The organism is Arachidicoccus ginsenosidivorans, from assembly GCF_007971385.1.
In the GTDB taxonomy this organism is placed as follows: Bacteria; Bacteroidota; Bacteroidia; order Chitinophagales; family Chitinophagaceae; genus Arachidicoccus; species Arachidicoccus ginsenosidivorans.
Window position 1 is genome coordinate 4898849 of sequence record NZ_CP042434.1, and the last position, 24699, is coordinate 4923547.

19 protein-coding genes and 3 pseudogenes are annotated in these 24699 nt (G+C 42.6%); 19 read left to right on the forward strand and 3 right to left on the reverse strand.

Annotated elements, in window-relative coordinates; genetic code table 11:
• Positions 1-135: 135 nt before the first annotated feature.
• The 3 genes from FSB73_RS19675 to FSB73_RS19680 are packed head-to-tail and all read left to right on the forward strand — an operon-like array spanning position 136 to position 2501.
• Positions 136-999 (forward strand): MFS transporter, encoded by an 864-nt coding sequence (locus FSB73_RS19675; RefSeq protein WP_225974195.1) that lies wholly within the window; start codon positions 136-138, stop codon positions 997-999.
• Complete coding sequence (locus FSB73_RS25665; RefSeq protein ID WP_225974196.1) at positions 957-1439, forward strand: MFS transporter; 483 nt, start codon at positions 957-959, stop codon at positions 1437-1439. The genes FSB73_RS19675 and FSB73_RS25665 overlap by 43 nt, the downstream gene beginning before the upstream one ends.
• Positions 1440-1451: 12 nt before the next feature.
• Complete coding sequence (locus FSB73_RS19680; RefSeq protein WP_225974197.1) at positions 1452-2501, forward strand: LacI family DNA-binding transcriptional regulator; 1050 nt, start codon at positions 1452-1454, stop codon at positions 2499-2501.
• Positions 2502-2610: 109 nt separating this feature from the next.
• Here the strand turns inward: FSB73_RS19680 and FSB73_RS19685 are convergent, their stop codons facing one another.
• Positions 2611-4095, reverse strand: a complete 1485-nt coding sequence (locus FSB73_RS19685; RefSeq protein WP_146786162.1) for a sialate O-acetylesterase — start codon at positions 4093-4095, stop codon at positions 2611-2613.
• A gap of 448 nt (positions 4096-4543) precedes the next feature.
• Here FSB73_RS19685 and FSB73_RS19690 point away from each other — a divergent pair, with 448 nt between their 5' ends.
• From FSB73_RS19690 to FSB73_RS19700, 3 genes are read left to right on the forward strand one after another with little or no spacing between them, the layout of a single operon-like run.
• Positions 4544-5440: an SGNH/GDSL hydrolase family protein gene (locus tag FSB73_RS19690; protein ID WP_146786166.1), complete on the forward strand. Its 897-nt coding sequence runs from the start codon at positions 4544-4546 to the stop codon at positions 5438-5440.
• A 29-nt stretch (positions 5441-5469) separates the two neighbouring features.
• A complete protein-coding gene (locus tag FSB73_RS19695) occupies positions 5470-5649 on the forward strand; it encodes a hypothetical protein (RefSeq protein ID WP_146786171.1) in 180 nt (59 codons plus the stop codon).
• A 43-nt stretch (positions 5650-5692) separates the two neighbouring features.
• Positions 5693-5929, forward strand: a complete 237-nt coding sequence (locus FSB73_RS19700; protein WP_146786175.1) for a hypothetical protein — start codon at positions 5693-5695, stop codon at positions 5927-5929.
• A gap of 575 nt (positions 5930-6504) precedes the next feature.
• Here the strand turns inward: FSB73_RS19700 and FSB73_RS19705 are convergent.
• Positions 6505-6723, reverse strand: coding sequence for a hypothetical protein (locus tag FSB73_RS19705; protein ID WP_146786178.1), 219 nt, complete (start codon positions 6721-6723; stop codon positions 6505-6507).
• A gap of 892 nt (positions 6724-7615) precedes the next feature.
• Positions 7616-8355, reverse strand: a pseudogene (locus FSB73_RS19710) (PD-(D/E)XK nuclease family transposase).
• Positions 8356-9228: 873 nt separating this feature from the next.
• Here FSB73_RS19710 and FSB73_RS19720 point away from each other — a divergent pair.
• The 13 genes and pseudogenes from FSB73_RS19720 to FSB73_RS19765 all read left to right on the forward strand — a co-directional run bounded on the left by FSB73_RS19720 (position 9229) and on the right by FSB73_RS19765 (position 24588).
• Entirely contained in the window at positions 9229-9591 is a 363-nt protein-coding gene (locus FSB73_RS19720; RefSeq protein ID WP_146786187.1) for a hypothetical protein, read from the forward strand.
• The gene (locus tag FSB73_RS19725; protein WP_146786190.1) at positions 9573-11810 is read left to right on the forward strand and encodes a ligand-binding sensor domain-containing protein; all 2238 of its coding nucleotides are present in this window, start codon (positions 9573-9575) and stop codon (positions 11808-11810) included. The genes FSB73_RS19720 and FSB73_RS19725 overlap by 19 nt, the downstream gene beginning before the upstream one ends.
• The gene (locus tag FSB73_RS19730) at positions 11750-12127 is read left to right on the forward strand and encodes a helix-turn-helix transcriptional regulator (protein ID WP_146786193.1); all 378 of its coding nucleotides are present in this window, start codon (positions 11750-11752) and stop codon (positions 12125-12127) included. The genes FSB73_RS19725 and FSB73_RS19730 overlap by 61 nt, the downstream gene beginning before the upstream one ends.
• Positions 12128-12704: 577 nt before the next feature.
• A complete protein-coding gene (locus FSB73_RS19735; protein WP_158639625.1) occupies positions 12705-13055 on the forward strand; it encodes a carboxypeptidase-like regulatory domain-containing protein in 351 nt (116 codons plus the stop codon).
• Between the two features lie 38 nt (positions 13056-13093).
• Positions 13094-15730, forward strand: coding sequence for a SusC/RagA family TonB-linked outer membrane protein (locus FSB73_RS19740; protein ID WP_262712670.1), 2637 nt, complete (start codon positions 13094-13096; stop codon positions 15728-15730).
• 273 nt (positions 15731-16003) lie between these two features.
• Positions 16004-16627 (forward strand): RagB/SusD family nutrient uptake outer membrane protein, encoded by a 624-nt coding sequence (locus tag FSB73_RS25670; RefSeq protein ID WP_394344810.1) that lies wholly within the window; start codon positions 16004-16006, stop codon positions 16625-16627.
• Positions 16609-16848, forward strand: a complete 240-nt coding sequence (locus tag FSB73_RS25675; RefSeq protein WP_225974198.1) for a hypothetical protein — start codon at positions 16609-16611, stop codon at positions 16846-16848. The genes FSB73_RS25670 and FSB73_RS25675 overlap by 19 nt, the downstream gene beginning before the upstream one ends.
• Entirely contained in the window at positions 16845-17276 is a 432-nt protein-coding gene (locus tag FSB73_RS25680; RefSeq protein ID WP_225974199.1) for a RagB/SusD family nutrient uptake outer membrane protein, read from the forward strand. The genes FSB73_RS25675 and FSB73_RS25680 overlap by 4 nt, the downstream gene beginning before the upstream one ends.
• Positions 17277-17357: 81 nt before the next feature.
• Positions 17358-18236, forward strand: coding sequence for a LamG domain-containing protein (locus FSB73_RS19750; protein WP_146786200.1), 879 nt, complete (start codon positions 17358-17360; stop codon positions 18234-18236).
• A 228-nt stretch (positions 18237-18464) separates the two neighbouring features.
• Positions 18465-20170: pseudogene (locus tag FSB73_RS19755) on the forward strand (glucoamylase family protein).
• A gap of 806 nt (positions 20171-20976) precedes the next feature.
• Positions 20977-21851: pseudogene (locus FSB73_RS25685) on the forward strand (glycoside hydrolase family 3 protein); the annotation flags it as partial.
• Between the two features lie 180 nt (positions 21852-22031).
• Positions 22032-23126, forward strand: coding sequence for a glycoside hydrolase family 3 C-terminal domain-containing protein (locus FSB73_RS25690; RefSeq protein WP_225974873.1), 1095 nt, complete (start codon positions 22032-22034; stop codon positions 23124-23126).
• Between the two features lie 67 nt (positions 23127-23193).
• Complete coding sequence (locus FSB73_RS19765; RefSeq protein ID WP_146786204.1) at positions 23194-24588, forward strand: glucoamylase family protein; 1395 nt, start codon at positions 23194-23196, stop codon at positions 24586-24588.
• Positions 24589-24699 lie beyond the last annotated feature (111 nt).

Sequence of the window (24699 nt, forward strand, 5' to 3'; positions counted from 1 at the left end):
AACGATGCGAACTAATCAGCTATCAGAGAGTATGTTGTATCATAGGATAGCGGCGGTTAAGGCTGGTTAGGGCTAATACAGGCGATAACTCATAAATTGCCTTATATTTACGTTACCGCAAACATGAATTGATTTATGAATACAAGCAGAGCGCCACTAACCAGTAAAAAGTATTATTTGCTATTTGCCTTTCTCACTTCTATTTTTTTGATGTGGGGGCTGGCACTTACCTTGATGGATGTGCTAAATAAACACTTCCAGGCGGAGCTGCATATCTCTAAATCAAAATCATCGCTTATCCAACTGGCTACTTTCGGGGCGTATACATTGGTGGCGCTGCCGGCTGGTTTTTACATGAAAAAATTTGGTTATCGCAGTGCTATTTTAGGGGGATTGTTTTTATTTGCGGCAGGGGCCTTTTTATTTATTCCTGCTGCCAGTGCGGGTTCTTTTTCTTTTTTTCTGTTCGCTTTATTTGTTCTGGCCTCCGGTATGGCTTCTTTAGAAACTGTTGCCCATCCCTATGTAGCGGCGCTGGGTGACCAGAAAACCAGCGATCAACGGATCAACTTTGCCCAGTCCTTCAATGGACTGGGCGGCGTATTAGGTCCAGCCATTGGTAGCTTTTTTTTACTCAAGGCGGAGCGAGGGGAAATCAGCGATCTATCTACGGTTAAATCCTTATATGTAACCATTGGTTGTGTAATTACGCTAATGGGGTTGATATTTGCTTTTTCTCCTTTTTCCAGGGTAAAAGTAGGGAGCGCTGCACATAACCAACAAAGCGGTCCCCAGACGGATAGCTCGTCAGTTACACAGTCGGCAACTCGAACTTCGCCTCCCTTAAAAGATCTGCTAAAAGAGCGTCATTTTATTTTTGCCGTAGTCGCTCAGTTTTTAATGTGGCTGCCCAAGGTGGCACCTGGGCCTATTTTATTAATTACGGGGAAGAAACCATGCATTTCAGTGCAGAGCATGCAGGGTATTTTTTCTCCCTGAGTATTTTACTATTGGTTATTGGTCGATTTGCAGGTACTTTTCTGATGCGTTATATTAAGCCTTATATCCTACTATCCATATTTGCTTTTGCCAATATACTGATGTGCCTGATTGTGGCCGAGGCAGCAGGATGGGTTTCTTTTGTAGCGCTCCTGATGATCAATTTCTTTTTCAGTATTATGTATCCTACTATTTTCAGCCTGGGGCTGAAAGACCTGGGCAGCCATACACAGCAAGCCTCCTCTTTTATTGTGATGGGCTTTTTAGGAGGGGCTGTTTTCCCACCCCTGATGGGGCTGATAGCCAACACACATATTGCCAGCGCTTATTATCTGCCAACTATTTGCTATCTCATTATTTGTATTTTTGGCCTGCGCTATCCCAGACTCAACAGACATTTGAAGTCATTGAAACAGCAATCCCTTACGATCAGTACTTAAAACAATTGAATCTTGAAAAAATTATCCATAGCAGACATTGCCAGGGAGCTAAATATCTCTAAGACCACCATCTCTTTTATTGTAAATAAAAGGGCAGAGGAGAAAAGAATCAGCCCTGGACTGGTTAAACGTGTAGAGGCATATATTAAAGAGGTCGGCTATAAGCCCAATCCCATCGCCAAGAGCCTTAGAACGGGCAAGACCAATATTATTGGGCTGATGGTAGAAAACATTGCGGATCCGTTTTTTTCGGCAGTGGCCAGGCATATTGAAAATAAAGCCTATCAAAGCGGTTATAAGATCCTATACTGTAGTACCGATAATAACACCGACAAAACCAAAGAACTTTTAGAAATGTTCAGGGAGCGTAATGTCGATGGATGTATCATTGCTCCCCCGGTCGGTGTGGAGCAAGAGATTAGCTCGCTGTTGGCCTCTGGCATGCCGGTGGTGTTCTTTGACCGGCATCTGGAAGGGATCCAGACCGACCAGGTGGAGGTCAATAATTATGAAAGCACCTTTGAGGCGACCAGGCTTTTGATCGCAGAAAAATATAAAAACATTGGCTTTATCACCTTTGCCTCTTCTCAGACCCAGATGCAGGGCCGGCTGGAAGGCTACCGGGCGGCTGTCAGTGAGGCCGGTTTAAAGGAGTTTATACTGGAAATCAATTTTGATCCGGATGAAAGGTTGATTATTGATCCCATTGTGGATTTTATTAAAAAGCATCCAAAAATGGACGCCGTGCTCTTTAGTGCGATCCAGGCAGGTACCAATGGCTTAAAAGCCTTCCAGAAATTAGGTACCCGCGTACCTGAAGATCTGGCTGTTATTGCTTTTGATGATTGCGATCTTTTTGAGCTATATAATCCTTCCATAACAGCCATCTATCAACCCATTGATAAAATTGCTGAGGCCACCATCGATCTGCTGTTAAAAAGACTGCATAAGAAAGCTGTGGCTGGAGATTTTAAAAAAGTAGTGATTCCAACAGGTTTTACCCTGCGCCACTCTTCCAAACCAGTGGCCGTAAGAAAAAAGACGGTGAACAAAAAAGGGTAGGCAATTTTGCGCTGAAGACGTCTAAAAGGCGTCTATTGCACTTCCCCTACCGAGCTATACCTTGTATTGAACCTATCTGTTTGAGATTCTTATCTATTTTTAAACGCCTTTAATAATTTTCTGGTTTTTCCGGCCAATTATCTGTTCTAAAGGGCAGGGCTGGGAAGCCGGCCCCGTTCTGCAAATTGGTCACCGGATAATTGAAAAAGGCATACCTGACCGCCACTGGCCTGGTGACCTCTTTGGCATAAATAACAACCGTGTTTGCTCGAATAGTGGCGGTAGCGGGATGGAAAACCCGGTCACTTCCAGCCAGATAAAAGAAGGCTGGCGCTTTCGCGTCCCTGGTTGTCAGGCCGCCTGATGTTGTTGCAGGCAGAAAATGCACAGTGGCCGTGTCGCCGGTAAAGCGGACATAGTCGAATTCAGGGCCCAGATAGGGTTCGTTTAACCGGCCATAAGTTCTGTTAAGTGCAGTGGCTGCCAGACGCTCACCTACTGGCTTTTTATCCTTTGGATGCAGGTTTTCTGGGCTGCCTACATCCATGGTCACGACCATATGGGTATTGTTTAATCTTAGAATATGATGCTGGGCTTCCCGGAAAAAGCCGTCTCCGGCAATTGTTGGATCCATTTTGCCATGGGCATAGGGTGCGATCTGTACAAAATTAAAGGGAAGATCTCCCTGTTGAAATGCTTTTCGCCAGCTTTTAATCAGGGCAATGGTGGCCTGGGTAAAACTTTTACGATCTTTATAATTGGTGGCGCCCTGGTACCAGCAGACGCCCTTGATGGATAAACGGATAAATGGATGAATCAGGGCGTTATAGAGTAAAAACGGTCGCGTAACTTTTTCAAAGCTAAATCCGGCATCTATTTTTTCTTTCGATTTAGGGGAACTCAAATAAGGGCTTAGATAAACCCGGTTGAGCATGGTATCTTTTTGCAGCACCGCTTCGGGTACAAAAGCCTGCACGGCAGAGGCGCCAATCCCAGAAAAAACCAGCCCAACGGGTATATCCAGCTCACGTTGAATTTTATTGCCAAAGCTATACCCTACTGCGCTAAAATCCCGGACGCTGGCTGGTGAACAGCGCTTCCAGGTGCCTGAAATAGAATCAATGGGACTGGCACTGAAATTAAGTGCGACATTGAGTAGTCGGATATGTGGATTGGCGCTGGCAATTGTATTAGTAGAATCCAGCATTTCATGGACGGCAAACTGCATATTGGATTGACCGCTTAAAAACCATACATCGCCGATGAGCAGATCATTAAGTTGGATTATTTGGTTGCCATACCGGACAATGATATGGTGCGGCGTATAATCGCCTGTTTTGGCCTTAGGAACCGTAATAATACCTTCAAAAGCTCCCTGATTATCACATACCACCTGGATGGCTGATGGCATCCAGTCTGCCTTTATACTAATGCTTGCCCCAACAGGGCCGTGGCCCCATACCTTAAAGGGTTTATTTTGTTGTACGACCATATGGTTTTGCAAAACGGAGGATACCCGCAAATATTGTTCTGGTTGGAGAGGACTGGTTGTCTGGCCGTAAACGAAAGGAGAACCTAAGTTGGTTAGGATCATAATTGCTATAAAAAAAATAAGCAGCGCAGAGGTGCTTAATAAAAGGTGGCGTGATTTTTTTGCGGGTGCTTCGTGTTCGTGTAATTCATAAATTTTGCTTTGGATCTACCTTAGAGAGCTGGTGATGTATTGCCTCCGTGCTTAAGAAACATATCCGGGCATATACCGCCACTCTTATTACCGGTGAAAATCGTATTTTTAGAGAACTTTATCAATTTGATGATCATGGACATGGGGCGTAACAAGGGTAGCAAAATTTATTTTAAAAATGGCGGTAAACGGCAAATAAAAGTGTCTTTTTAGCGAAATGATCCATCTTATCGGCATTTGGCTGGGCTTATATAAGGCTGGGATGATACGCTCCTTCTACTTTCAGGCTATTTTTGCCGCTTTTTGGGTTATTTCTGTTATATCCAATTAATTTAGATTTTATTTGAAAACATAAAAAATGAAAAAAACAGCAATTTTAAGCTTCTCGCTATGTTTTTTACTGGCAAGTAGTTATGCACAAAAGAAACCAGCACCCTTTAAGCCGGGAGACCGGGTGGTCTTTGCGGGTAATAGTATCACCGAAGCTGGATTCTATGAATCTTATATCTGGCTTTATTATATGACCCATTTTCCAGACAGGCGCATTACTATTTTTAACGGCGGCGTCGGAGGTGATGTGGCTGAACAGATTTATCGGCGCTTACCGGGTGATCTACTACCCAAAAAACCGACAAAACTTGTGGTGAGCTTTGGCATGAATGACAGTAAATACTTTGAGTACAACGATACGAAAAATCCGGTGACCGAGGCTAAGAGAAAAACTTTTGTGGACGAGTCTTATAAAAGCTATCTGAAAATTCAAGATACATTGCTGGCGCACCCGGAGATACATAAAATCCTGATGGCCTCCTCCCCTTACGATGAAACTGTTAAACAGGAAGGTAGTCTATTTAAAGGTAAATGGAAAACCATGGATGAAATTACGGCATTCCAGAAAAAGGCAGCCAAAGACCAAGGCTGGGCCTATGTGGATTTGTTTCACCCGATGACAGTGATCAATCAAAGAGAACAACAAAAAGATTCCACTTATACTTCCACTGGACCTGATAGAATTCACCCAGGCAGTGCGGGGCATCTGATTATGGCTTATATTTTCCTAAAAGATCAGGGGCTGGCTGGAAAGCCTGTTGCTGATTTTACCTTAAAGGCCGGTAGCCCAAAAGCAATTAAAATGGAAAATTGTACGGTAAGTACGATCAAGCAGCAAGGGGACGGTTTAAGTTTTGATTACCTGGCTGAGTCACTTCCTTTCCCGGTGGATACAGTGGCCAGGGTCTGGGTAATAAACAAATAGAGACAGAAGCTTTAAGTGTCATTCCGTTTATGCAGCAATTTAGTAATGAGCAGATGAAAATTGAAGGGCTTACTGGGCGTGCTTATTTATTAAAAATTGACGGTCAGCCCATTGGGACTTTTTCTGGCCAAGCGTTAAAGGCGGGTGTTAATCTGGCTACCTTGCATAATACACCCCAGTATAGACAAGCGCTTCAGATAATGGATTGAACTCAAAAAGAAAAGACATTGAGGCTAAGTTCAGAAATTATTATTGGGTACAATACGACTTTTATATGACAAAGGTTTACTGTTTAATAAAACCCAGGAGGCGACCGACACCATTCAGGCGAATTTGGCAACGAATGGCTGGTTAAATGCTAAATACGGAGATTATGAGGCAGTCAGAACGCATGGGCAGCAGTTAAAGCAACAAATGAAAGATTATGTGGATAAGATCTACCAGATAAATAAACCGCTCAAGCATCATTTTGAATTGATTGCAGAGTAATAGGCTATTTAGTTCTAAATAAAAGTAACCGAAGTTCCAGGCAGCCTGGAGGTGTCCGTGCATATTGTGAAAATAAAATCAGCTTTAAAATTCGGTCAAGGGTGAGCATTAAAAAGCACTCCCTTGACCGATATTTTTTTCAATCCATTTTAATATTTAATTTTCGATTAACGAAAGGTTCTATAAGTCGTCTTTTTTCATCTGCTTTGCTGAATTAAGCTTGAATTCAGTTGTTCCTAAGTGAATAAGAAATGGTCGGTTTAAATTATTACGAATTTCTTACTTTGACATAAATTAGGTCTCCCTAGAACATAAGTTGCATTTACTTGATTGCGTATTTTCTGCCCCCTCCCCGAGTAGTTGAAACAGGAGCGTTAATTAATAAAACGCGCATAAAAATCATTTTTTTGGCTTCATTGATTTTTGAATATCAATTATATAAGACATATCCACGTTAAATAATTGTGCACAATCTAAAGCAGGCATTCCGGTTTGCAATAATTCTTGTATTGTTTCTTTTTCATCTCTTTCATAAAATGTTGCTATTTCTCCTTCTGTTTCCTGTTTCTTTTGTATTAACCACGCTTTCGATTTTTTTCGAGTTCGGCTTCTGTTATGCTTATTCCTTTTTCCAATAACGCTTCTTTTAGCCCTTTAGCAAATGCAAATTCTAGCATGCCGTTTTTATCCCATAGCCTTCGAAGCCATCGCTGATGAATTATATACTGCTTATCAGTCATAGACCTAATCACTTCTTCTTCCGTTTTCATTGCCCTAATCTTTTCTTCTTCCATATTCATTTTTTTAATATTAAGTTTTGTTTTTTAGTGTACTAAAATTTTCAAAGATATTATTTCAGAAATTATTATTAAGTAGGTTAAATGAATGACCTGACTTTAATTAAAATCGTTAAAGAGTACATTGAATAAAATTTATTTGAACCTATTACATTTTTATCGAATTGAAGGAATCTAAAAATGTGTTACATTGAAATTACAATAGCAATTGGCTAAATAAATTTAAGTAACATCTATAACTTAAATTTTAATTATCCTTTGCGCTTCGTTGAATGTTGAATATTCTAGATATAGGGCTCATCGGCGTTAAAGCTAATCGCAAGTACATATGGCGCAATTTTGTTTTCTAATGATTTTTGATGGCAGCTGTCTTTCATTATCAGCTCCTTGTTTTGCTGCTTTTGATCTTTATCGAATTCATCGTTTTTTGTTACCGTTTTTATCCCAAAGTTGGCGCAGACTTTGCTGATACGCAGCTCGTTGCTCCTTAGTCTTATTTTTTACTTCCGACATTTTTACCATCTTTTTAAACGGTACTTGCTGCATAAACTTTGGCACGACACTGAGTCTGGCCATGTTTTTTAAGGCAAAAATATCTTGTTCTGAAGCTAAGATTTTACCCCGTCACTTATAATTCTCCATTCGCATAGAGGCTCCTAGCTTCAGACTTACCCTTCAATAACTAACAAATAGAAACGAAATTTCTGCAGCAATAAATCCATAATATTTCTATCGCTGAAGAGATTTAGGCGGTTTTTGTAACTTAAATTAAAGTTATCCTTTGCGCTTTATTGATTTTTGAATATCCATGACATAGGCCTGATCAACGTTAAAGATTTTTGCGCAATCTAAAGAGGACATTCCGGTTTGTAATAATTTTTTATAGCTTCTAATTTTCTCTTTTTGCTTTTACTTCTGCGGCCCTTGCATCCTTTTCAGCTTTTGCAGCCTTCTCTTCTGCTGCTTTTATTTTCTGCGCAGCTTCTTCTTCTACTTCCTTTCTGCCTTTTTCGATTAAACCGCTCTTCATACCGTTTTCATCCCAAAGATTGCGTAGGCTTTGTTGATACGCAGCACGTTGCTTCTTAGTCATGTTTTTTACTTCCGACATTTCTACTACCTTTTTAAACGGCCCTTCCTGCATAAACTTTGGCACGACACTAAGCCTGGCCATGTTTTTTATGGCATAGAGCCATTTACCAAGGGGGCTCAGTTCGTTTAGCTTATCTTCGCCGAAGAGCTGTTTAGCAAATTTAGGTAATTCCAGGTAGATAAGGGCGGTTTTATCATAAAATAGTTTATGCTGAATTTGGTCCCAATACTGCACAAAATATTTATATGTTTCGGGTGTGGAATCTTCCAGCTCAAAATCCATGAGTCCGATAAAAATTACTGGGCTTTGTTCATAATCCCAAACTTTGCCATTAACCTTACCTTTGGGCGCCTTGGATACGATGGCATGACTTACATAAAATACCCCCGATCCTTGAAGAATTTTTGTTTAACGCGTTGAAGTTCAATGATAAATTGATCATCCTGATCGCTATTGCATAGTATATCAACAATAGCGGAACGATCACTTTTCATGGGACCTAAGATCTCTTTGTCTGCATAGGTGATTTTATTCACTACTTTATAACCGTCGAGGACTGCATTTAAAAAATGAATGGTCAGTTCTTCGTTTTTGGGTCACCTAAAAGGGTTTTTATCCCATAATCTGACATGAGGTCCATAAAACGGCTATCCACCTGCACCTCTTGATTAGGTGCCTTATCGTTTGTTGATTCATTTTAAAAAAATTGAATGATTTTTAATTGATTTTTATTTGAATTCTACTAATTTGTAATTGAGTGTATTAGTGGTCATTTTTCATCCGTAGCAAATTTGACCTGTAGGCTTTTTGTATTGGCTGGCACTGCATTCAATTATATGGCGACCTTTTCTGTACTGAAAATTATAGGCACAAAAGGTCCCTTAACCTATCAGCTTACTTATCTACACATCAGCTGATAGGTGTTTTAATAATTCAATACCTCAACACTTTAATCTCTTCCAATAAAGGCGGTCAAAATAAACTGGCAGCAATTAAGACCCTGGCAATTCGATTAAGTGGCCTTCAGCCAAAAAATATTTTATTGTTATTCATGGTGCAAAATAGCAAAGCAAAAATTAAAAAGGGGACTAAATTGGACGTTTTAGTTTAAATTATACGCTACTAGACCAAGAGAAATGAAGCCATTTTTATAGGGATTCCATGAGCCTATCTATATTCGATGAACCTTCGGAAAATATTTGATGTTTTTTACTTCTGTAAATACGACTATTTTTATTAACTTCAATACGAAATTATCTTAATGCAAATGATGAAATGTTTTTTAAAGGATCCAATAATTTTATTGATGAGGTGACAGCTTATTTGAATTTAGTGTAGAGAAAGCCTAAAACGGGCCATAAAATACAGTACAAAACGTTGTTCAGCTTCTTGATTATATTAATAAACCTATGCGCATTTACCCGCACAATTATTTTTGGATTATCCTAGTATGCTTTGTCCTTGTTGCACCTTTTAATTTGCGAGGACAGCAGTTTACCAAACCAGAGGTTATTAACTATCCCAAAAGTACCTATAAGGCCGAGGGACAGAACTGGTCTGTCACCCAGGATGAAAACCGGATTATGTATTTTGGAAATAACCAGGGACTACTGCGCTATGATGGGGAGCAGTGGCAGCTATTTACGCTGCCTCAAAAAAAGGTTATTCGCAGTGTGGCTGCCGATCATGAGGGTAAAATCTTTTCGGGTGCTTTTGGTGAATTTGGCTACTGGCAAAAAATCTTTATGGCACCATGCATTACCACTCCCTAAATCACTTGTTTAAAAATCCACAGTTTAAAGAGGAGGAAATCTGGAAAATAATCCCTACCGCCAATCAGGTATTATTTCAGTCATTCTCCCATATTTACAGCTATCGGGATGGAAAAGTCAGCTCAGTATCTGCGCCTGGCACGATTATGTTTATGTTTCCAGTGCAGGGAAAAATCTATGTAGATATCCTGGGTAAGGGCATTTTTAGCATTGGCGATGATCTTAGTTTAACCGCTGTCTGTACGGATGAACCTATAAGACAACTTAAAGTCACTTTTATACTACCCTACGGGGCAAACGATCTGTTGATCGGTACGGAAAAAAGCGGTATGTACTGCTATAACCTTACCAGTGAGTCACTACGCCGGTTTAAAAGTGCCGACGATACTTACTTTATCGACAATGAAATTAATAACGGCGTAGAAATAAGCGACAACCGTTATGCCATTGGGACGATATCTGCCGGTATCGTACTGATGGACAGTTCGGGCAGGATCCTTAAAAAGCTAGATCGTAGTAACGGTTTACAGAACAATACGATTATCAATTTGATTAAAGACAAGGATGGCAATTGCTGGCTGGCACTTGACAAAGGAATAGCCCAGTTGATCTTGCACTCAAATATTGAATACTACCTGGATCTGGACGGGCATATAGGTACTGTATACTCGGTAGCACTATTTCAGGGGCATATTTATATAGGAACCAACCACGGTTTATTTTCGGCACCTTTTAGTGATCTGGCTAGTTTTGATAAAAATAAGCTAACCAGGGTGCCCACGATCATAAACCAGGTCTGGGGATTAAAAGTCATTGATAGTCTGCTATTTTGCAGTTTTAATTCAGGAACTGCCATTATTAATAATGGGAAAGTTCGTCTGGTAACCGATACAACAGGCAGCTGGGATATGGAGCCCATGGATGGTGCGCCAGACAGGTTGGTTCAGGGGACTTATTTTGGCGTAGCCATTTATAAAAAGGAAAATGGGCGGTGGCAGTTTTCTAATTATGTTCATGGTACAGAAAATCAACAGATTAACCGCTTAGTTTTTGATAAGGATGGTGTTTTATGGTTAAAACATGCCTATAACGGTATATTCGCCATTAAATTATCACCTGATTTAAAAAGTGTCCAGGTTATCCGGGAGATTGCTAAGGCAAAAAATTTGCCCAAGGAGGCCGATTTCTCCTTTTTTAAATTAGATGGAAATGTCTATTTAAATGACAAATCTGGGATATATACCTTTGATTTTAAGTCTAATACAATAAAACAGGCGCCGCAAATCAACCAGCGGCTGGGACCTTACGTGAACACCCAAACCATTATTGCCGATGGTAATAGCGGGCTTTTTTTAATCGGTGACGATAACAGCATTACCTACAAAAACAACCAGACCGGTGCATTTCAGACTTTTGCCTTCAATAGCAAATTATTTGGATTGGTAGCGGGTTATGAGAATATTACTCCTTATACTGCCACTAAGAGTTTTGTAGGCGGTGAAGAAGGTTTTGTGGTGCTCAACAAAAACGGCAACTCCAGCCTTGAGGACAATCGGCCACCCGCGATCACCGCTATTGAGGTATTAAGCAGAAACAAAAAAGCCTTTATTGACTCCTCTTTTATTCAAGGTAAAGACAAAATCAAACTCCCCTATAATAAAAATGGGCTTATCCTGCATTTCTCTGCCATGTGTTACACGCAAAGTACGCAGTATAGCTACTGCCTGGATGATGGCACAAATGCCACCTGGAGTGATTGGACCAGAACAGCCGTAAAAGAATATGACAATCTCGCGCCTGGGAATTACATTTTCCGGCTAAAATCTAAAAACACGGATAATATTACCACCTTGTATATCACCGTACAAAATCCCTGGTACTGGACCAGCTGGTTTAAAGCCCTTTATTTACTCTTGGCGATATTACTCATCTATTTATTGGTCAAATGGCATCGCCACCGGCTCAACAAACAGCGTCTTTTGCTGACCAAAAGGATGCGTGAAGAAATTGCCATGCAAAGGCAGAAAAATGAACATGAAATCCTGCTGTTAAAACAAGCGCAACTTTCTGAGGAAGTTGTTCATAAAAGCGAGGATCTGGCTAAAATAGCCATGGATCTGATCAAAAAGAAAAACATACTAAAAAGCTTAAAGCGCATTTGCAGTCCATTAAGGACAGTCAGGCCATTGAAGATATTCATGCGCACATACAGAAAATAAGCAAAGTGCTGGAAAAGAATGCTAAAGATGAGGAAAATGAGTGGCATTTATTTGATAATGGGTTCAACAAAGTCCATGAGGACTTTTTTGACCGACTTATAAAAGCCTATCCGGAACTCACGGCGCAGGATCTGCGCCTGGCAGCCTACCTCAGGATGAATTTAACGACCAAAGAGATCGCTCCCCTACTAAATATATCTACACGCGGCGTAGAAATTAAACGCTACCGGTTACGTAAAAAAATCCATCTGGACGAACATGAAAATCTAAATGATTATATGATTCGTTTTAAGGTGTTAGGTGTATATATTAGGTAAAGACGCCAAAAATAAATTGGGTGTTCTTATTTAGGCTTGTCCATTTATGTCTTATACTACTTCATTGTTTTTCAGGATAAAAAGTGTGGGTTACTATAAGTCAACAAATGGCTCGGTGCTTTGCCCATGGTTATCTTCCTGCCGTTATGCCTTAGCTGGTCAATTTTCTGCACTTTTTTCAAGCTTGCTGCCCTCTGCCCTCCGATTTTGATTTATTACCTGTACGATTTTTTAGGCAAAAGTTAAAAATCCAATTACCTGAAAACTTTGTTATGGGTATGCTTTTTTTGTTAAAATGCCAATTTAAGGTGTTCTACCACTTCAATTTCATAAAAAATACAAATTCTACTTCATTATTTTATAAATATTTTGTTGTATAATTATTTATATATTAATAAAAGATGTAATGATGTAGATATGAGTAGTTGTTTTGGGCTAAAAATGAAATAATGATGTAGTCTCGATGTGTTAATGAATTTTGAATTTGCCGACTTACGAACGTAGATTTGGATTGTCTTAACACGCCCTCCAGGTAGATCAAATCCATATGCATTTAACAATTAAAATAAAATTTAGCATGAAAAAAATCCACATTCTGCTTTTGCTACTCACGGTTTTGCCGGCATTTATTTTTGCCCAGCAAACCGACTATCATGGTCGGGTAATCGACTCGCTTACTGGCGACGCGGTTGCTGGCGCTACTATCGTCTTGCTTGGGACGACAAAAAGCAATGGCGTCATTACAAATGCATCCGGCGTTTTCACCATTAGCGCACAGCAAAATCAACAACTAAGTATTTCAAGTATTGGCTATGGCGCTAAAACAGTTACATTGACCAGTAATACCAACCTGATCATCAAACTTGCCAGTCAGGTGGCCAGCCAAAGCACGGTCGTGGTAATTGGTTATGGTACCCAAAAGAAATAGATGTCACGGGTTCTGTAGCGCAGATTAAAGGTGAGGAAATTGCAAAGCAAGCCTCTGTCAATCCGATTGCTGCACTGCAAGGTAAAGTCGCCGGTGTTCAGATTACCAATAGTGGTGCACCAGGTTCCAGCCCCGATATCACCATTCGCGGCCTGGGTACTTTTCAGGGGAACCCCAAGCCGCTTTATGTGGTAGATGGCGTCTGGCTGGATGATATCTCGTTTTTAAATACAGCGGACATAAAAAGTATGAGTATTTTAAAAGACGCCTCCAGTGAGTCAATTTACGGTGTCCGTGGCGCCAATGGAGTAATCATCATTACCACCAATAAAGGCATTGCCGGCAAGTTAAACATCAATTACAATGGCTATGTAGGCTATCAGGTAGCTAATAATATTCCAACAATGGCCGATGGCCATGAATATGCCATTTTGTACAATGAACTTCAAAGGGTGAGTGGCGGTACGAATATGTTAGATTCTTCCCAGTTCAGCCAAGGCACCAATTGGTTCAATGCTGAACTCAGAAATGCCATTGTCACCAACCACCAATTGTCTGTTAATGGTGGCGGAGATAAATCTGTTTACAATCTTTCACTAGGTTATCTTAGTCAGCAAGGGCTGTTAAAGACAAATAAATACCAGCGGTATACCTTAAATTTTGCCAATGAGATTCACTTTACGCCAAAAATTACCTTTGGCTATAATGTCATGGGGGCTTATAGCAAATCCCATGACGTACCGGGCGGCATCTGGCGGTATTTATATACCGCACCACCCATTATGCCTGTTCGTTTTTCCAATGGCTTTTATGGTGATCCCGGGTATTATGGTTTAGGCTCTTCCGTTTCTAATCCACAGGTCACCTTAGACTATAATAATGCCGCTACCCAGATTTATCATATCAATGGCAACGCTTATGTTAATATAGATCTGTTGCGGCATTTTACTTTGCATTCCATTTTAGGTGGAACCTATCATGAGAACGACTTTAAAAACTTTACCCCTGTCTATAAAGCCAATGCCAATCAGATGAGTTCCCACAATACACTTTCCATCAATACAAGCTGGCAAAAAGACTGGATTATTGACAATACCCTGACCTATGCCAATACCTTTGGCGGTGTCCATCATGTAAGCATTATGGCCGGTCAGGAAGCGCAGCGTATTTATAATTACAGCCAAAACAGCACTGGCCTTGACGGCGGACTCAGCTCAGATCCTGCCACCTGGTACTTAAAACTAGCCAGTGGCAATGGTACCACCACGGATGATATCTCTATTATCAAAAGAGCCTCTTATTTTGGCAGGCTCACCTACAGCTACAAAAGCAGATATAGCCTGACCAGTACGCTGCGTTCAGATGCCAGCTCTGTCTTTACGGATAACTCCGGTCGTGCACTGCTGCCTTCGGTAGGAGTCGCCTGGATTATTACCGGCGAGAACTTTATGCAAGACCAGCAGGTCTTTGATTTATTAAAACTAAAAGCCAGCTGGGGAGAAGTAGGTAATGACGGCATACCGGCCTATACTGCTTCCCAGCAAACCACCAGTAGCAGTATTATTTTTGGTAATACCCAAACGATCTCCAGCGGCCAAAGTGTCCAATCTCCTTTGCCACCACCCCTTACCTGGGAAAAAAGCGCCGGCACGGACATTGGGCTGGAAGCGGCGCTGCTCCATAATCGTTTAGAAATTAATGCAGATTATTATAATAAGAAAACCCAGAATTTTATCTATTATTATGGACTCCAAGGGGCCCTGGGTTATACCACCAGTTATGTCATTGAAAATATTGGAGAACTGCAGAACCAAGGTTTAGAATTCTCTGCCACCTGGCATGACCAGGCTTCCAGTGACTTTTCCTATAGCATTAGTGCCAATATTGCCTATAACAAAAATGAGTTTACCAAAAATAACTATGGCGGCAATCAAAAATTCTATTCCGGCGGTGGCGCTTCCACCGGTGGCCAGCTTGGCACCATTACCACGCTTGGGCTGCCTGTAGGGGCCTTCTACGGGTATAAAGTTATTGGTATTTTCCAATCACCGGATGATGTACAAAATTATAAAAATACCGATGGCGTCCTGTATCAACCCAATGCAGTACCCGGCGATTTTAAATATGCCAAATTATCGGACGATGGTCTGGCCATCAATGGCAATGACAGAACCATGATTGGCAATCCCAATCCTAAATATACCTATGGACTGAACACCTCATTTACTTACCGTCACTTTGATCTGGCCATTGATTTGTCCGGTGTAGCGGATGTGGATGTCTATAACGCGAATAAAGGGCTGCGTTTTGGGGCTGAGAATTTTACAAAGGATTTCTATGATAAGCGTTGGCATGGGCAAGGCAGCTCAAATACGGATCCTTCCGTTAATCTGGGCGGTGGCCAGAATTATTATATCAATTCCTGGTATGTAGAGGACGGTAGCTATTTAAAAATTAGAAATATACAATTGGGTTACACCCTGCCGCTGGCTGGCAATCATCTGGGAATTGAGAAACTGCGGTTGTATATCAATGCGCAAAATCCGGTGATCTTTACCAAATACACCGGATTTTCCCCAGAAATCTCGGGTGGAACACCAGGTAATATCAATATTGACAATAATGTCTACCCACTATCCGCCATTTATAATTTTGGTGTAAACCTCACTTTCTAAGCTCCTAAAAATAATAATTATGTTACGCAATAAAAATATCTTACTTAGCAGATGGGCAGCCTTAATTTTTAGTAGTTTACTTTTAATGTCGCTAATGATCAGTAGTTGCTCTAAGGATTTTACCTCCGCTAAAAGCGCCTTGCAGGGGCACCAACCGGTACAGATTTTTGGGCAAATGCTGATGCGGCAACTGCAGCCCGTGCTGTCAATGCGATTTATGCCAATCTACGCACTTGGAACAATGTGGCCTTTGCTGCCATTTGTGTGGAGAATATGGGCTCTGACGATGCTATTAAAGGCAGTGTTGCCACAGATGCCACCTATATCAATGAATACGATAATTTTACAGTAGACGCTTCTGAAGGACAACTGGACGGTTTTTGGACCGCTCAGTATCAAAATATCAATCTCTGTAATCAGGTACTGGCCAATGTACCGGCTATTAGTATGGACGCCTCATTAAAATCCCGTTATGAAGGCGAGGCTAAGTTTATTCGGGCCTGGTCTTATTTTCGCTTAGTCAGAGCTTTTGGCAATATTCCGCTGATCATGAAACTGCCCCAAACAGCTGAAGAACTTAATCCGAAACAAAGTACGGCAGCTGAAGTATACGCCGCCATTGATCAGGATCTGACAGAAGCAGCCGGGCTTCTGCCCGCCACTTATGGCGCTGCCGATGTAGGCAGGGCCACCAAAGGCGCTGCCTTGTCGCTACATGCCAAAGTCGATATGTATGAAGCTGGTAAAGACGCTTCTAAGTGGCAAAATGTGCTGGATTATACCAACAGCGTTATTCAATCGGGGTCTATAGTTTATACCCGGATTATTATGCTATGTTTCGTATTAGGGGTGAGAACTGCAGTGAATCCATTTTTGAGGTGCAGTGTAATTACGTAGCTGGAAATTCAGATATCTCCAACTCTCAGTATGCCCAGGTGCAGGGCAATAGAGAAACCAATGCCGGCTGGGGTTTTAACGTGCCTACTACAGATCTGCTCAATGCATTTGAGCCGGGAGATCCGCGCCTGGCGGCTACCATAATGAGGGCCGGTGTTACAACGCCCGATGGTGATGTAGTCCCCCACCTAGCGCCGGTGCACCAACTATGTACAATATGAAGGCCTACGTGCCCTTTACATTGGCCGTGGCTACCAACCAAGGCGCTGACCAGAATGTCCGGGTACTGCGCTACGCCGATGTATTACTGATGAACGCAGAGGCCAATAATGAGTTGGGGCACGCGGCAGATGCGCTTACGTCTCTGGAAAAAGTAAGGGCCCGGGCAAGAGCCAAGAGCGCCAACCCTACGGTTGACCTGCCCAAAGTAACGACCACAGACAAGGATCAGTTACGCAAGGCTATTTACCATGAAAGAAGAGTGGAACTGGCCATGGAAAATGACCGCTATTTTGATGTAATCAGACAAGGGCGTGCAGCGACTATATTTGGACCGCTGGGATGGGTGGCTAAAGACTCCATCTGGCCTATTCCTCAGGCAGAAATAGACAATAGCGGTGGCATCCTGGTACAGAACGCTGGTTGGTAAGAAACCTAAGTGGTGAACAGCGCAGGCTTTTACATTAGGTGAATAAAATATTTGCATTGAAAAATTACTCTGAAAATTAATATGATGAATACGATAAAAACAATAAATAATGGCTGGTTTACTGTGAGTAGGCTTACAGGCAAACTGAGCATGGTAGCCGTAGTGCTGGCCATGTTGGCAAGTTGTCAAAAATCCTTTGATCCTGACAGCTATAAACCAGACTATACGATTGGTGGATATACTTCCTCCAGCGAAGTAGCCGCTGCCAATCAACTAGCTTACTGGGCTTTTGATGGAGGGTATATTGATAGTGTTACCCAGACTGAAGGGACTCCAGAGCCGGCTGACGCCGTAAGCTTTGTGGATGGTATTACGGGCCAAAGTGCCCGTATTGCCAGCCCGGGCGCTATCCAGACCCACTTGGAAAACAAAATTGCCGCCCTAAACAGTTTTACGATTGCCTGCTGGCTTCGCCATCCAGATAATCTGGACGCCGACGGGAAATTGTTTTCCTATATTCCCTGGTCTTTAAACGAGCCAGGTTATTCCTGGGAGCAAAGTAAGTTTTTTATGCTGTTTAATAATGCGGATAACTCAGCGGGGACTTACGGGAAAGTTTGTTTAATGGATCAGTGGTTTGATAAAGGTCAGGTATGGCCGGCAATGCTGGATGGCAACTGGCACAACCTGGCCCTCAGCTATGACGGTAGCTCAGGTGCCATGCGGATATATATTGACGGCGCCATCTTCTCAGAAACCCAAAATTATGCCTTTAATCCACAAAATGATTTTGGCAGTGCTACTAGTTTTACCATCGGCGGTCCTGACGCCAATGCGCATCAGGTGAACGGCTGGATGAATTCCCTGAGTGGCGATATCGATGAATTCAGGGTGTATAGCAAAGTGCTGAGTGGGGATGATATACATGCCCTGTACTTATTGCAATTAAATGGCTTGTAGTATCTATTGCGCATGGATGGTACTAAGGGAACCAATGAGGCGGTCAGTGCAGTCAGTGCAGTCAGGTAGGCTAACAGTCATTATAAATCAATAAAGTAACAAGTATGGTTACAAATAGAATCTCAAAAAAACGGTAGGATAACCTGGTGCCCACGGAATTTTGGGCGCCCAGGTTTATCCAATTAATCCTTTATAGTCAATTTTTAGTGACATAGATTTTTACATACAATGATATACCACTTTACTTCAAGACGGTTTAAGTTTTACCGGATCAGTCTTTGGCTGTCGGCCGCTCTACTATGTCTTCAGGCCTGCGGCAAATCAGGTCAGATAGCCCCTACACCTGCTCCACCTGCGGATACGCCAGTTACCATCTTTTCCTTAAACAGTGTAAAGGTAGATGGTCTGCAACAAGGCTTTAAATATCAGGGCACTTCTACAAGTCCGGTAATTACACTAAGTTTTAATGCGCCTGTGGCGGCTAGTACTGAGCAGGCAGGCCTTTCCCTTAAGGACGCCGCGGGCAAGGTAATCCCTATAAAGATTACCGCAAAGTCCGGTGCAGCGGATAGCGTGCTTTTGGTTACCCCTGTCAGTAAACTTGAATATCTGACAAAATACAACTTAGCCCTTTCTACTGAACTGCATTCCAGCGCTGGCACTGCTTTGCAGTCTGGAGTCGCTGTTAATTTATTAACCGCTATTGACTCTTCTGATAAATTTGAAAGGATAACAGACAGTAGTCTGCTGACCCTTATCCAAAAAAGAAGCTTCGCCTATTTTTGGGATCTGGCCAACCCCGTTTCCGGGATGGCGCTGGAAAGGAGCTCCACGCCTACCACTTGTACCACTGGAGGAACGGGTTTTGGTATTATGGCAATAATAGCTGCCGTTAAAAGGCAGTTTATTACTAAAGCGGACGGGCTTGCCCGGGTGGAGAAAATAGTGCAGTTTTTAACGGATAAGTGCACGACTTATCATGGGGCATTTGCGCACTGGATTAATGGCAATACCGGGGCTACTATTGCCTTTTCTCCCCATGATAATGGTGGTGACATTGTGGAGACTTCTTATCTGATGATGGGCCTACTCTCGGCAAGACAGTTTTTTAATAGTGAGGATGCCACACAGCAGCATTTGCGTACCAAAATAAATCAGCTCTGGGATCAGGTAGACTGGACATGGTATCAGCAAAACCAGCAGGTGCTTTATTGGAACTGGAGCCCGGATTATCAATTTGCTGTGAATGTAAAAGTACAGGGCTATAATGAAGCATTGATTACCTATGTACTGGCCGCCAGCTCTAAAACGCATTCAATTAACAAAACGGTATATGATGAAGGCTGGGCTGCGAGTGGCGCCCTTAAAAATGGCCACAGCTATTTTGGATATACATTGCCCCTGGGGCCTGACTTAGGAGGGCCGCTCTTTTTTGAACAGTATTCCTTTATGGGGCTTAATCCCCGTGGGTTAACAGATGTTTATGGCGATTATGATTTGCAGACCAAAAATCATAGTTTGATTAATTATGCCTACTGTGTAAGTAATCCACTGGGTTATTATGGTTACAGTGCCCAGTGCTGGGGGCTGACTGCCAGTGATATTCAGGGGGGATATAGTGCCAGCTCACCGACCAATGATCTGGGGGTGATCGCCCCCACGGCCGCTGTTTCGGCCCTTGCTTTTACACCAGAAGCGTCCATGGCCGCCATTCGTTTTTTTATTATCAGTTAGGCGATCGGATCCTGGGGAAGTACGGCTTTTATGACGCGTTTAATCTGACCAATCCCTGGGTTGATTCGGACTATCTGGCCATTGACCAGGGACCGCAGGTGGTCATGATCGAAAACTATAGATCTGGATTTTTATGGCAGTTATTTATGAGCTGCCCGGAAGTTAAAAGCGGACTACAAAAACTAGGCTTCAGTTATTAAGGTAATTGAATTGATGGATTTTAGCTAAGGTGCAGGGATGGCATAGTAAACAAATGGAGTTAGTATTCGCCGCCGCAGTTATATTAACCTGATTTGGTGAAAACAGTGAAACCATTTAATGGAGTAAATAGAAAAGTAGATAAAATATTGCTCGACTTTAGCAGCGAGCGTCTTTATACAAATAGCCAAATTGGAAAACGAGGCGAGTTTAAATACAATCGGGAACAAGAATTCTTCCATCCAAGGTTAATCAGGATAAATCAAGGTACAGCGGTGGGGCAGAAATTATTATTATGTTTTTTTTAATAAGCAAGCTGATAAGTATTGTAGTGGTAACCTGGCGGATGCCCGCTAATTGATTGTTTTTCTGCTGTCTCCCCTCCTCATCTAATAAAATGAATAATATGAGTGAACGCAATAAATATAGTAGAGTGATCCTTTTTCAAAGCTATGCTGGCATTGAACTGCAGGGGGATTGTCCTTACAAAAGTTGTTATGCCAAAGCCGTATCTTATGGGAACGCTGCTAATAGGCTTGATCATATAAGTCGCAGCCGTTCATTTTATGATTGCTTAAGGAATCCTTCATCTTTTATGACTATTATCACCTTTATGGCTTTGTGGACGGCTTTGTTGTCTTGTAATATTTGTGCAGCCAATGGATTAGCCAAGGGGTTAATAAAGCAAAGCGTAAGTCAGCAGGTTAGAGCGACCAATGATCATCAAACCGTACAAAATAATTTTATGACAGACACTACCGGCGGTAAGGATGCGACAGGGAGAAAAGTTCAGGCGCTTCTATCCAAAATGACCCTGGAAGAAAAAATAGGTCAGCTCAATCAATATAATGGTGATTGGGCTGCCACTGGTCCCGTGACTCGTACTGTCCAGGATAAACTCCAACAGATCCGGGAAGGAAAAGTAGGCGCGGTGCTTAATATTACGGGGACGGCTCATGTGCGCCAATTCCAGCAAGCGGCGATGAAATCCAGGCTAAAGATTCCGCTTTTATTTGGGATGGATGTGATTCATGGTTATAGAATTACTTTTCCTATTCCACTGGCCGAAGCGGCTAGCTGGGACACAACAGCGATTAAAAAATCTGCCAGGATTGCGGCTACAGAGGCAGCAGCTGCCGGCCTTAACTGGACCTTTGCGCCCATGGTGGATATTGCAAGGGATCCTCGCTGGGGCGTGTTATGGAGGGGGCCGGAGAAGATCCGTTTTTAGGGGCCTGCGTGGCACAGGCTAGGGTCAGGGGATTACAGGGAAAAGGTCTGGGTAGTCTGGACGCCGTGATGGCCTGTGCCAAGCATTTTGCCGCCTATGGCGCCGCCATCGGAGGCAGGGATTATAATAGCGCAGATATGAGTCTGCGCACCTTATGGGAAGTTTATCTGCCGCCTTTTCTGGCTGCAGAAAAGGCGGGTGTGGCCACATTTATGAATGCCTTTAATGATCTGAATGGTGTACCGGCAACAGCCAATAGGTACTTGTTACGTGATGTTTTAAAAGGTCAGTGGGGCTTTAAAGGTTTTGTTGTCAGCGATTGGGGATCTATTGGTGAGCTTGTGCAGCACGGATATGTAATGAATGATCAGCAGGCAGCGGCCGCTGCCCTTGAGGCCGGCTGTGATATGGATATGGAAAGTCATAGCTATATCCGTTATTTAAAACAACTGGTTCAAGAGAAGAAAATAGATCCAGCCCTTATTGATGAAGCTGCTGGTAGGATATTGAGGAAAAAATTTGAGCTGGGTTTATTTGAGGATCCCTACCGCTTTATTGATTCGACCAGGGAACGCCTCACGCTCAATAAACCTGAAAACAATGCAGCCGCCCGGGATATGGCCCGTAAAAGTATGGTTTTATTAAAAAACAAAGATCACTTGTTGCCGCTATCAGCCGCTACGACTCAATGCATTGCACTGATTGGACCATTAGTGAAGGCCAAAAAGGCTTTGAAAGGTTTTTGGTCGCTGAATATAGATCCCAATGAGCAAATACCCTCTCTTTGGGATGGAATCAATGCGGAAGCCCCCAAGGCCAGATTACGCTATGCCAAAGGGTGTAATATCAACGACAGTCTTAGACTAGGTTTTCAAGAGGCGATTGAAGCTGCCCAAAAAGCAGATATCGTTATAATGGCCATGGGAGAAGCACCGGATATGACCGGTGAGGCCAAAAGTAGATCCAATATCCATTTGCCGGGTGTGCAGGCGGACTTGATAAAAGCGGTTGTAGCCACCGGCAAACCGGTGGTACTGGTTTTGATGGCCGGCCGGCCGCTGATTTTTAACTGGGCAAAAGATAAAGTGCCGTCTATTTTATACGCCTGGTGGTCAGGCAGCCAGGGGGGGCTGGCCATGGCAGATGTCCTGTTTGGAAAATACAATCCTTCCGCCAAATTGCCCATAACTTTTCCAAGAAGTGAAGGGCAAATACCCATTTATTATGCGCATTATAATACCGGCCGGCCAGCTACCAGCGACTCGGATAAATTGTATAAAACAGGTTATATTGATCTGTCTATTTTTCCGGCCTTTGCCTTCGGTCATGGATTAAGCTATACAACTTTTAGCTATAGCCATTTTTCATGGCATTACTGCACCTATCAAAACCAACCAGCCGTTGCTGTATCCTTTGCACTTAAAAATACCGGGAAAATAGCCGGCGCAGAGGTCGCTCAGTTATATATCCATAATATCATCTCCAGGCCGCTGCGTCCGGTCAAGGCGTTAAAAGGCTTTAAAAAGGTGATGTTGGCTGCCGGCGCTTCTAAAAATGTGACCATTTATATAGCCAGGCAATCGCTCTTGTCTTATAATGAAAAACTGGAAAAAAACGTACTTCCCCAGCGCTGTCAGTTCTTGATTGGTAGCGCATCAGATGATATCCGGCTTAAATCAGCCATCATAGACCATCTTTTTGAAAAACCACCTGGCGGGACTCGGTAGTTATTAACCCATGAGTGGTGTCATAATACCTGCATCAATTTATTTATTGAATTAAACCTAATAAACGATGATTAAACACAGCTTCCTCACCTTAGTTCTGGCATTGACCTTATTTACGCTGTATGCACAAGACAGTATCTCTCCTGTGGGTGTTATTAAAAATATCTCGGATGATTCGTTACTCACCATTGTGCAGAGGCAGACCTTTCGTTATTTCTGGCAATATGCCCACCCTGTCAGCGGACTGGCAAGAGAAAGGGATAATACGGTGCAGGCGGATTATTACTGGGACTATATCAATGAGGCGGATGATGTTCCTAATTTAAGTAAAGGCAGCTTTGGATCAGAAGCTTGTGCGATTGGCGGCACTGGCATGGGGATACTGGCGACTATTGTGGCGGTTAACCGCGGCTGGATTGGCCGGGACACTGCATTAAAGCGGCTGATCAAGATGGTAGACTTTTTAAATACAGCGGACCGCTACCATGGTATCTTCCCGCATTTTATGAATGGCACCACGGGTAAGACCATTCCCTTTGGTCCGCTTGATGATGGCGCCGATATTGTGGAGACATCTTACCTCCTCATGGGGTTACTTGCAGCGAAAGTATATTTTAAGGGGAGCAGTAAGGCCGAGCAGTATTTTAGCCACCGGGTCCAGCAGATCTGGCAGGATGCCAACTGGAGCTGGTTTAGCAAGGGAGGTCAGCAGACGCTATACTGGCATTGGAGTCCTGAGAATGATTTTCAGATGAATTTTCCGGTTTATGGTTATGATGAAGCGCTGATTACTTATATTATGGCTGCCTCCTCCCCCACCCATGCCATTTCCAAAACCTTATATGAAAACAGCTGGGTGAAAAGTGCCAGCTGGAAAAATGGCAAGTCTTATTACGGCTATGAGCTGCCGCTGGGCAATTTTGATAAAGGCGGGCCTTTATTTTTTGAACAATACACTTATTTGGGGATCAACCCCGAAGGGTTAACTGACGATCATGGTATTGATTACGCCAAACAGACCAGAAATCACACCCTGATCAACAGGGCCTATTGTATAGAAAACCCCAAACATTACAAAGGCTATGGCCCCAATTGCTGGGGACTGACAGCAGGTGATAGTTATAAAGGGTATGTAGCGCACTGCCCTGAAGTAGATCTGGGGGTGATACAGCCTACTGCTGCCCTCTCCTCTTTTCCTTATACGCCTAAGTATTCCATGCAGGCGCTGAAGCATTTTTATTATGATCTGGGCAGTAAGATCTGGGGCCCCTATGGATTTGCCGACGGATTTAGTGAATCCAAAAACTGGTACGCGACGACGCATCTGGCTATTGACCAGGGCCCCATTGTGGTCATGATTGAAAATTACAGAACCGGACTTATCTGGCATTTATTTATGCAGATTCCGGAGATTCAAAAGGGACTTAAAAAGCTGGGATTTTCAAGTCCTCACTTAAATTAAATGAAAATAAACAAGCACGCAGGGTAAATGTAATTACCCCGGCTCAAAAATAAACGCTGCATCTGTCAAATATAGCACCCTGGGGCAGATAATAACAAGTCTCGTTCAGGG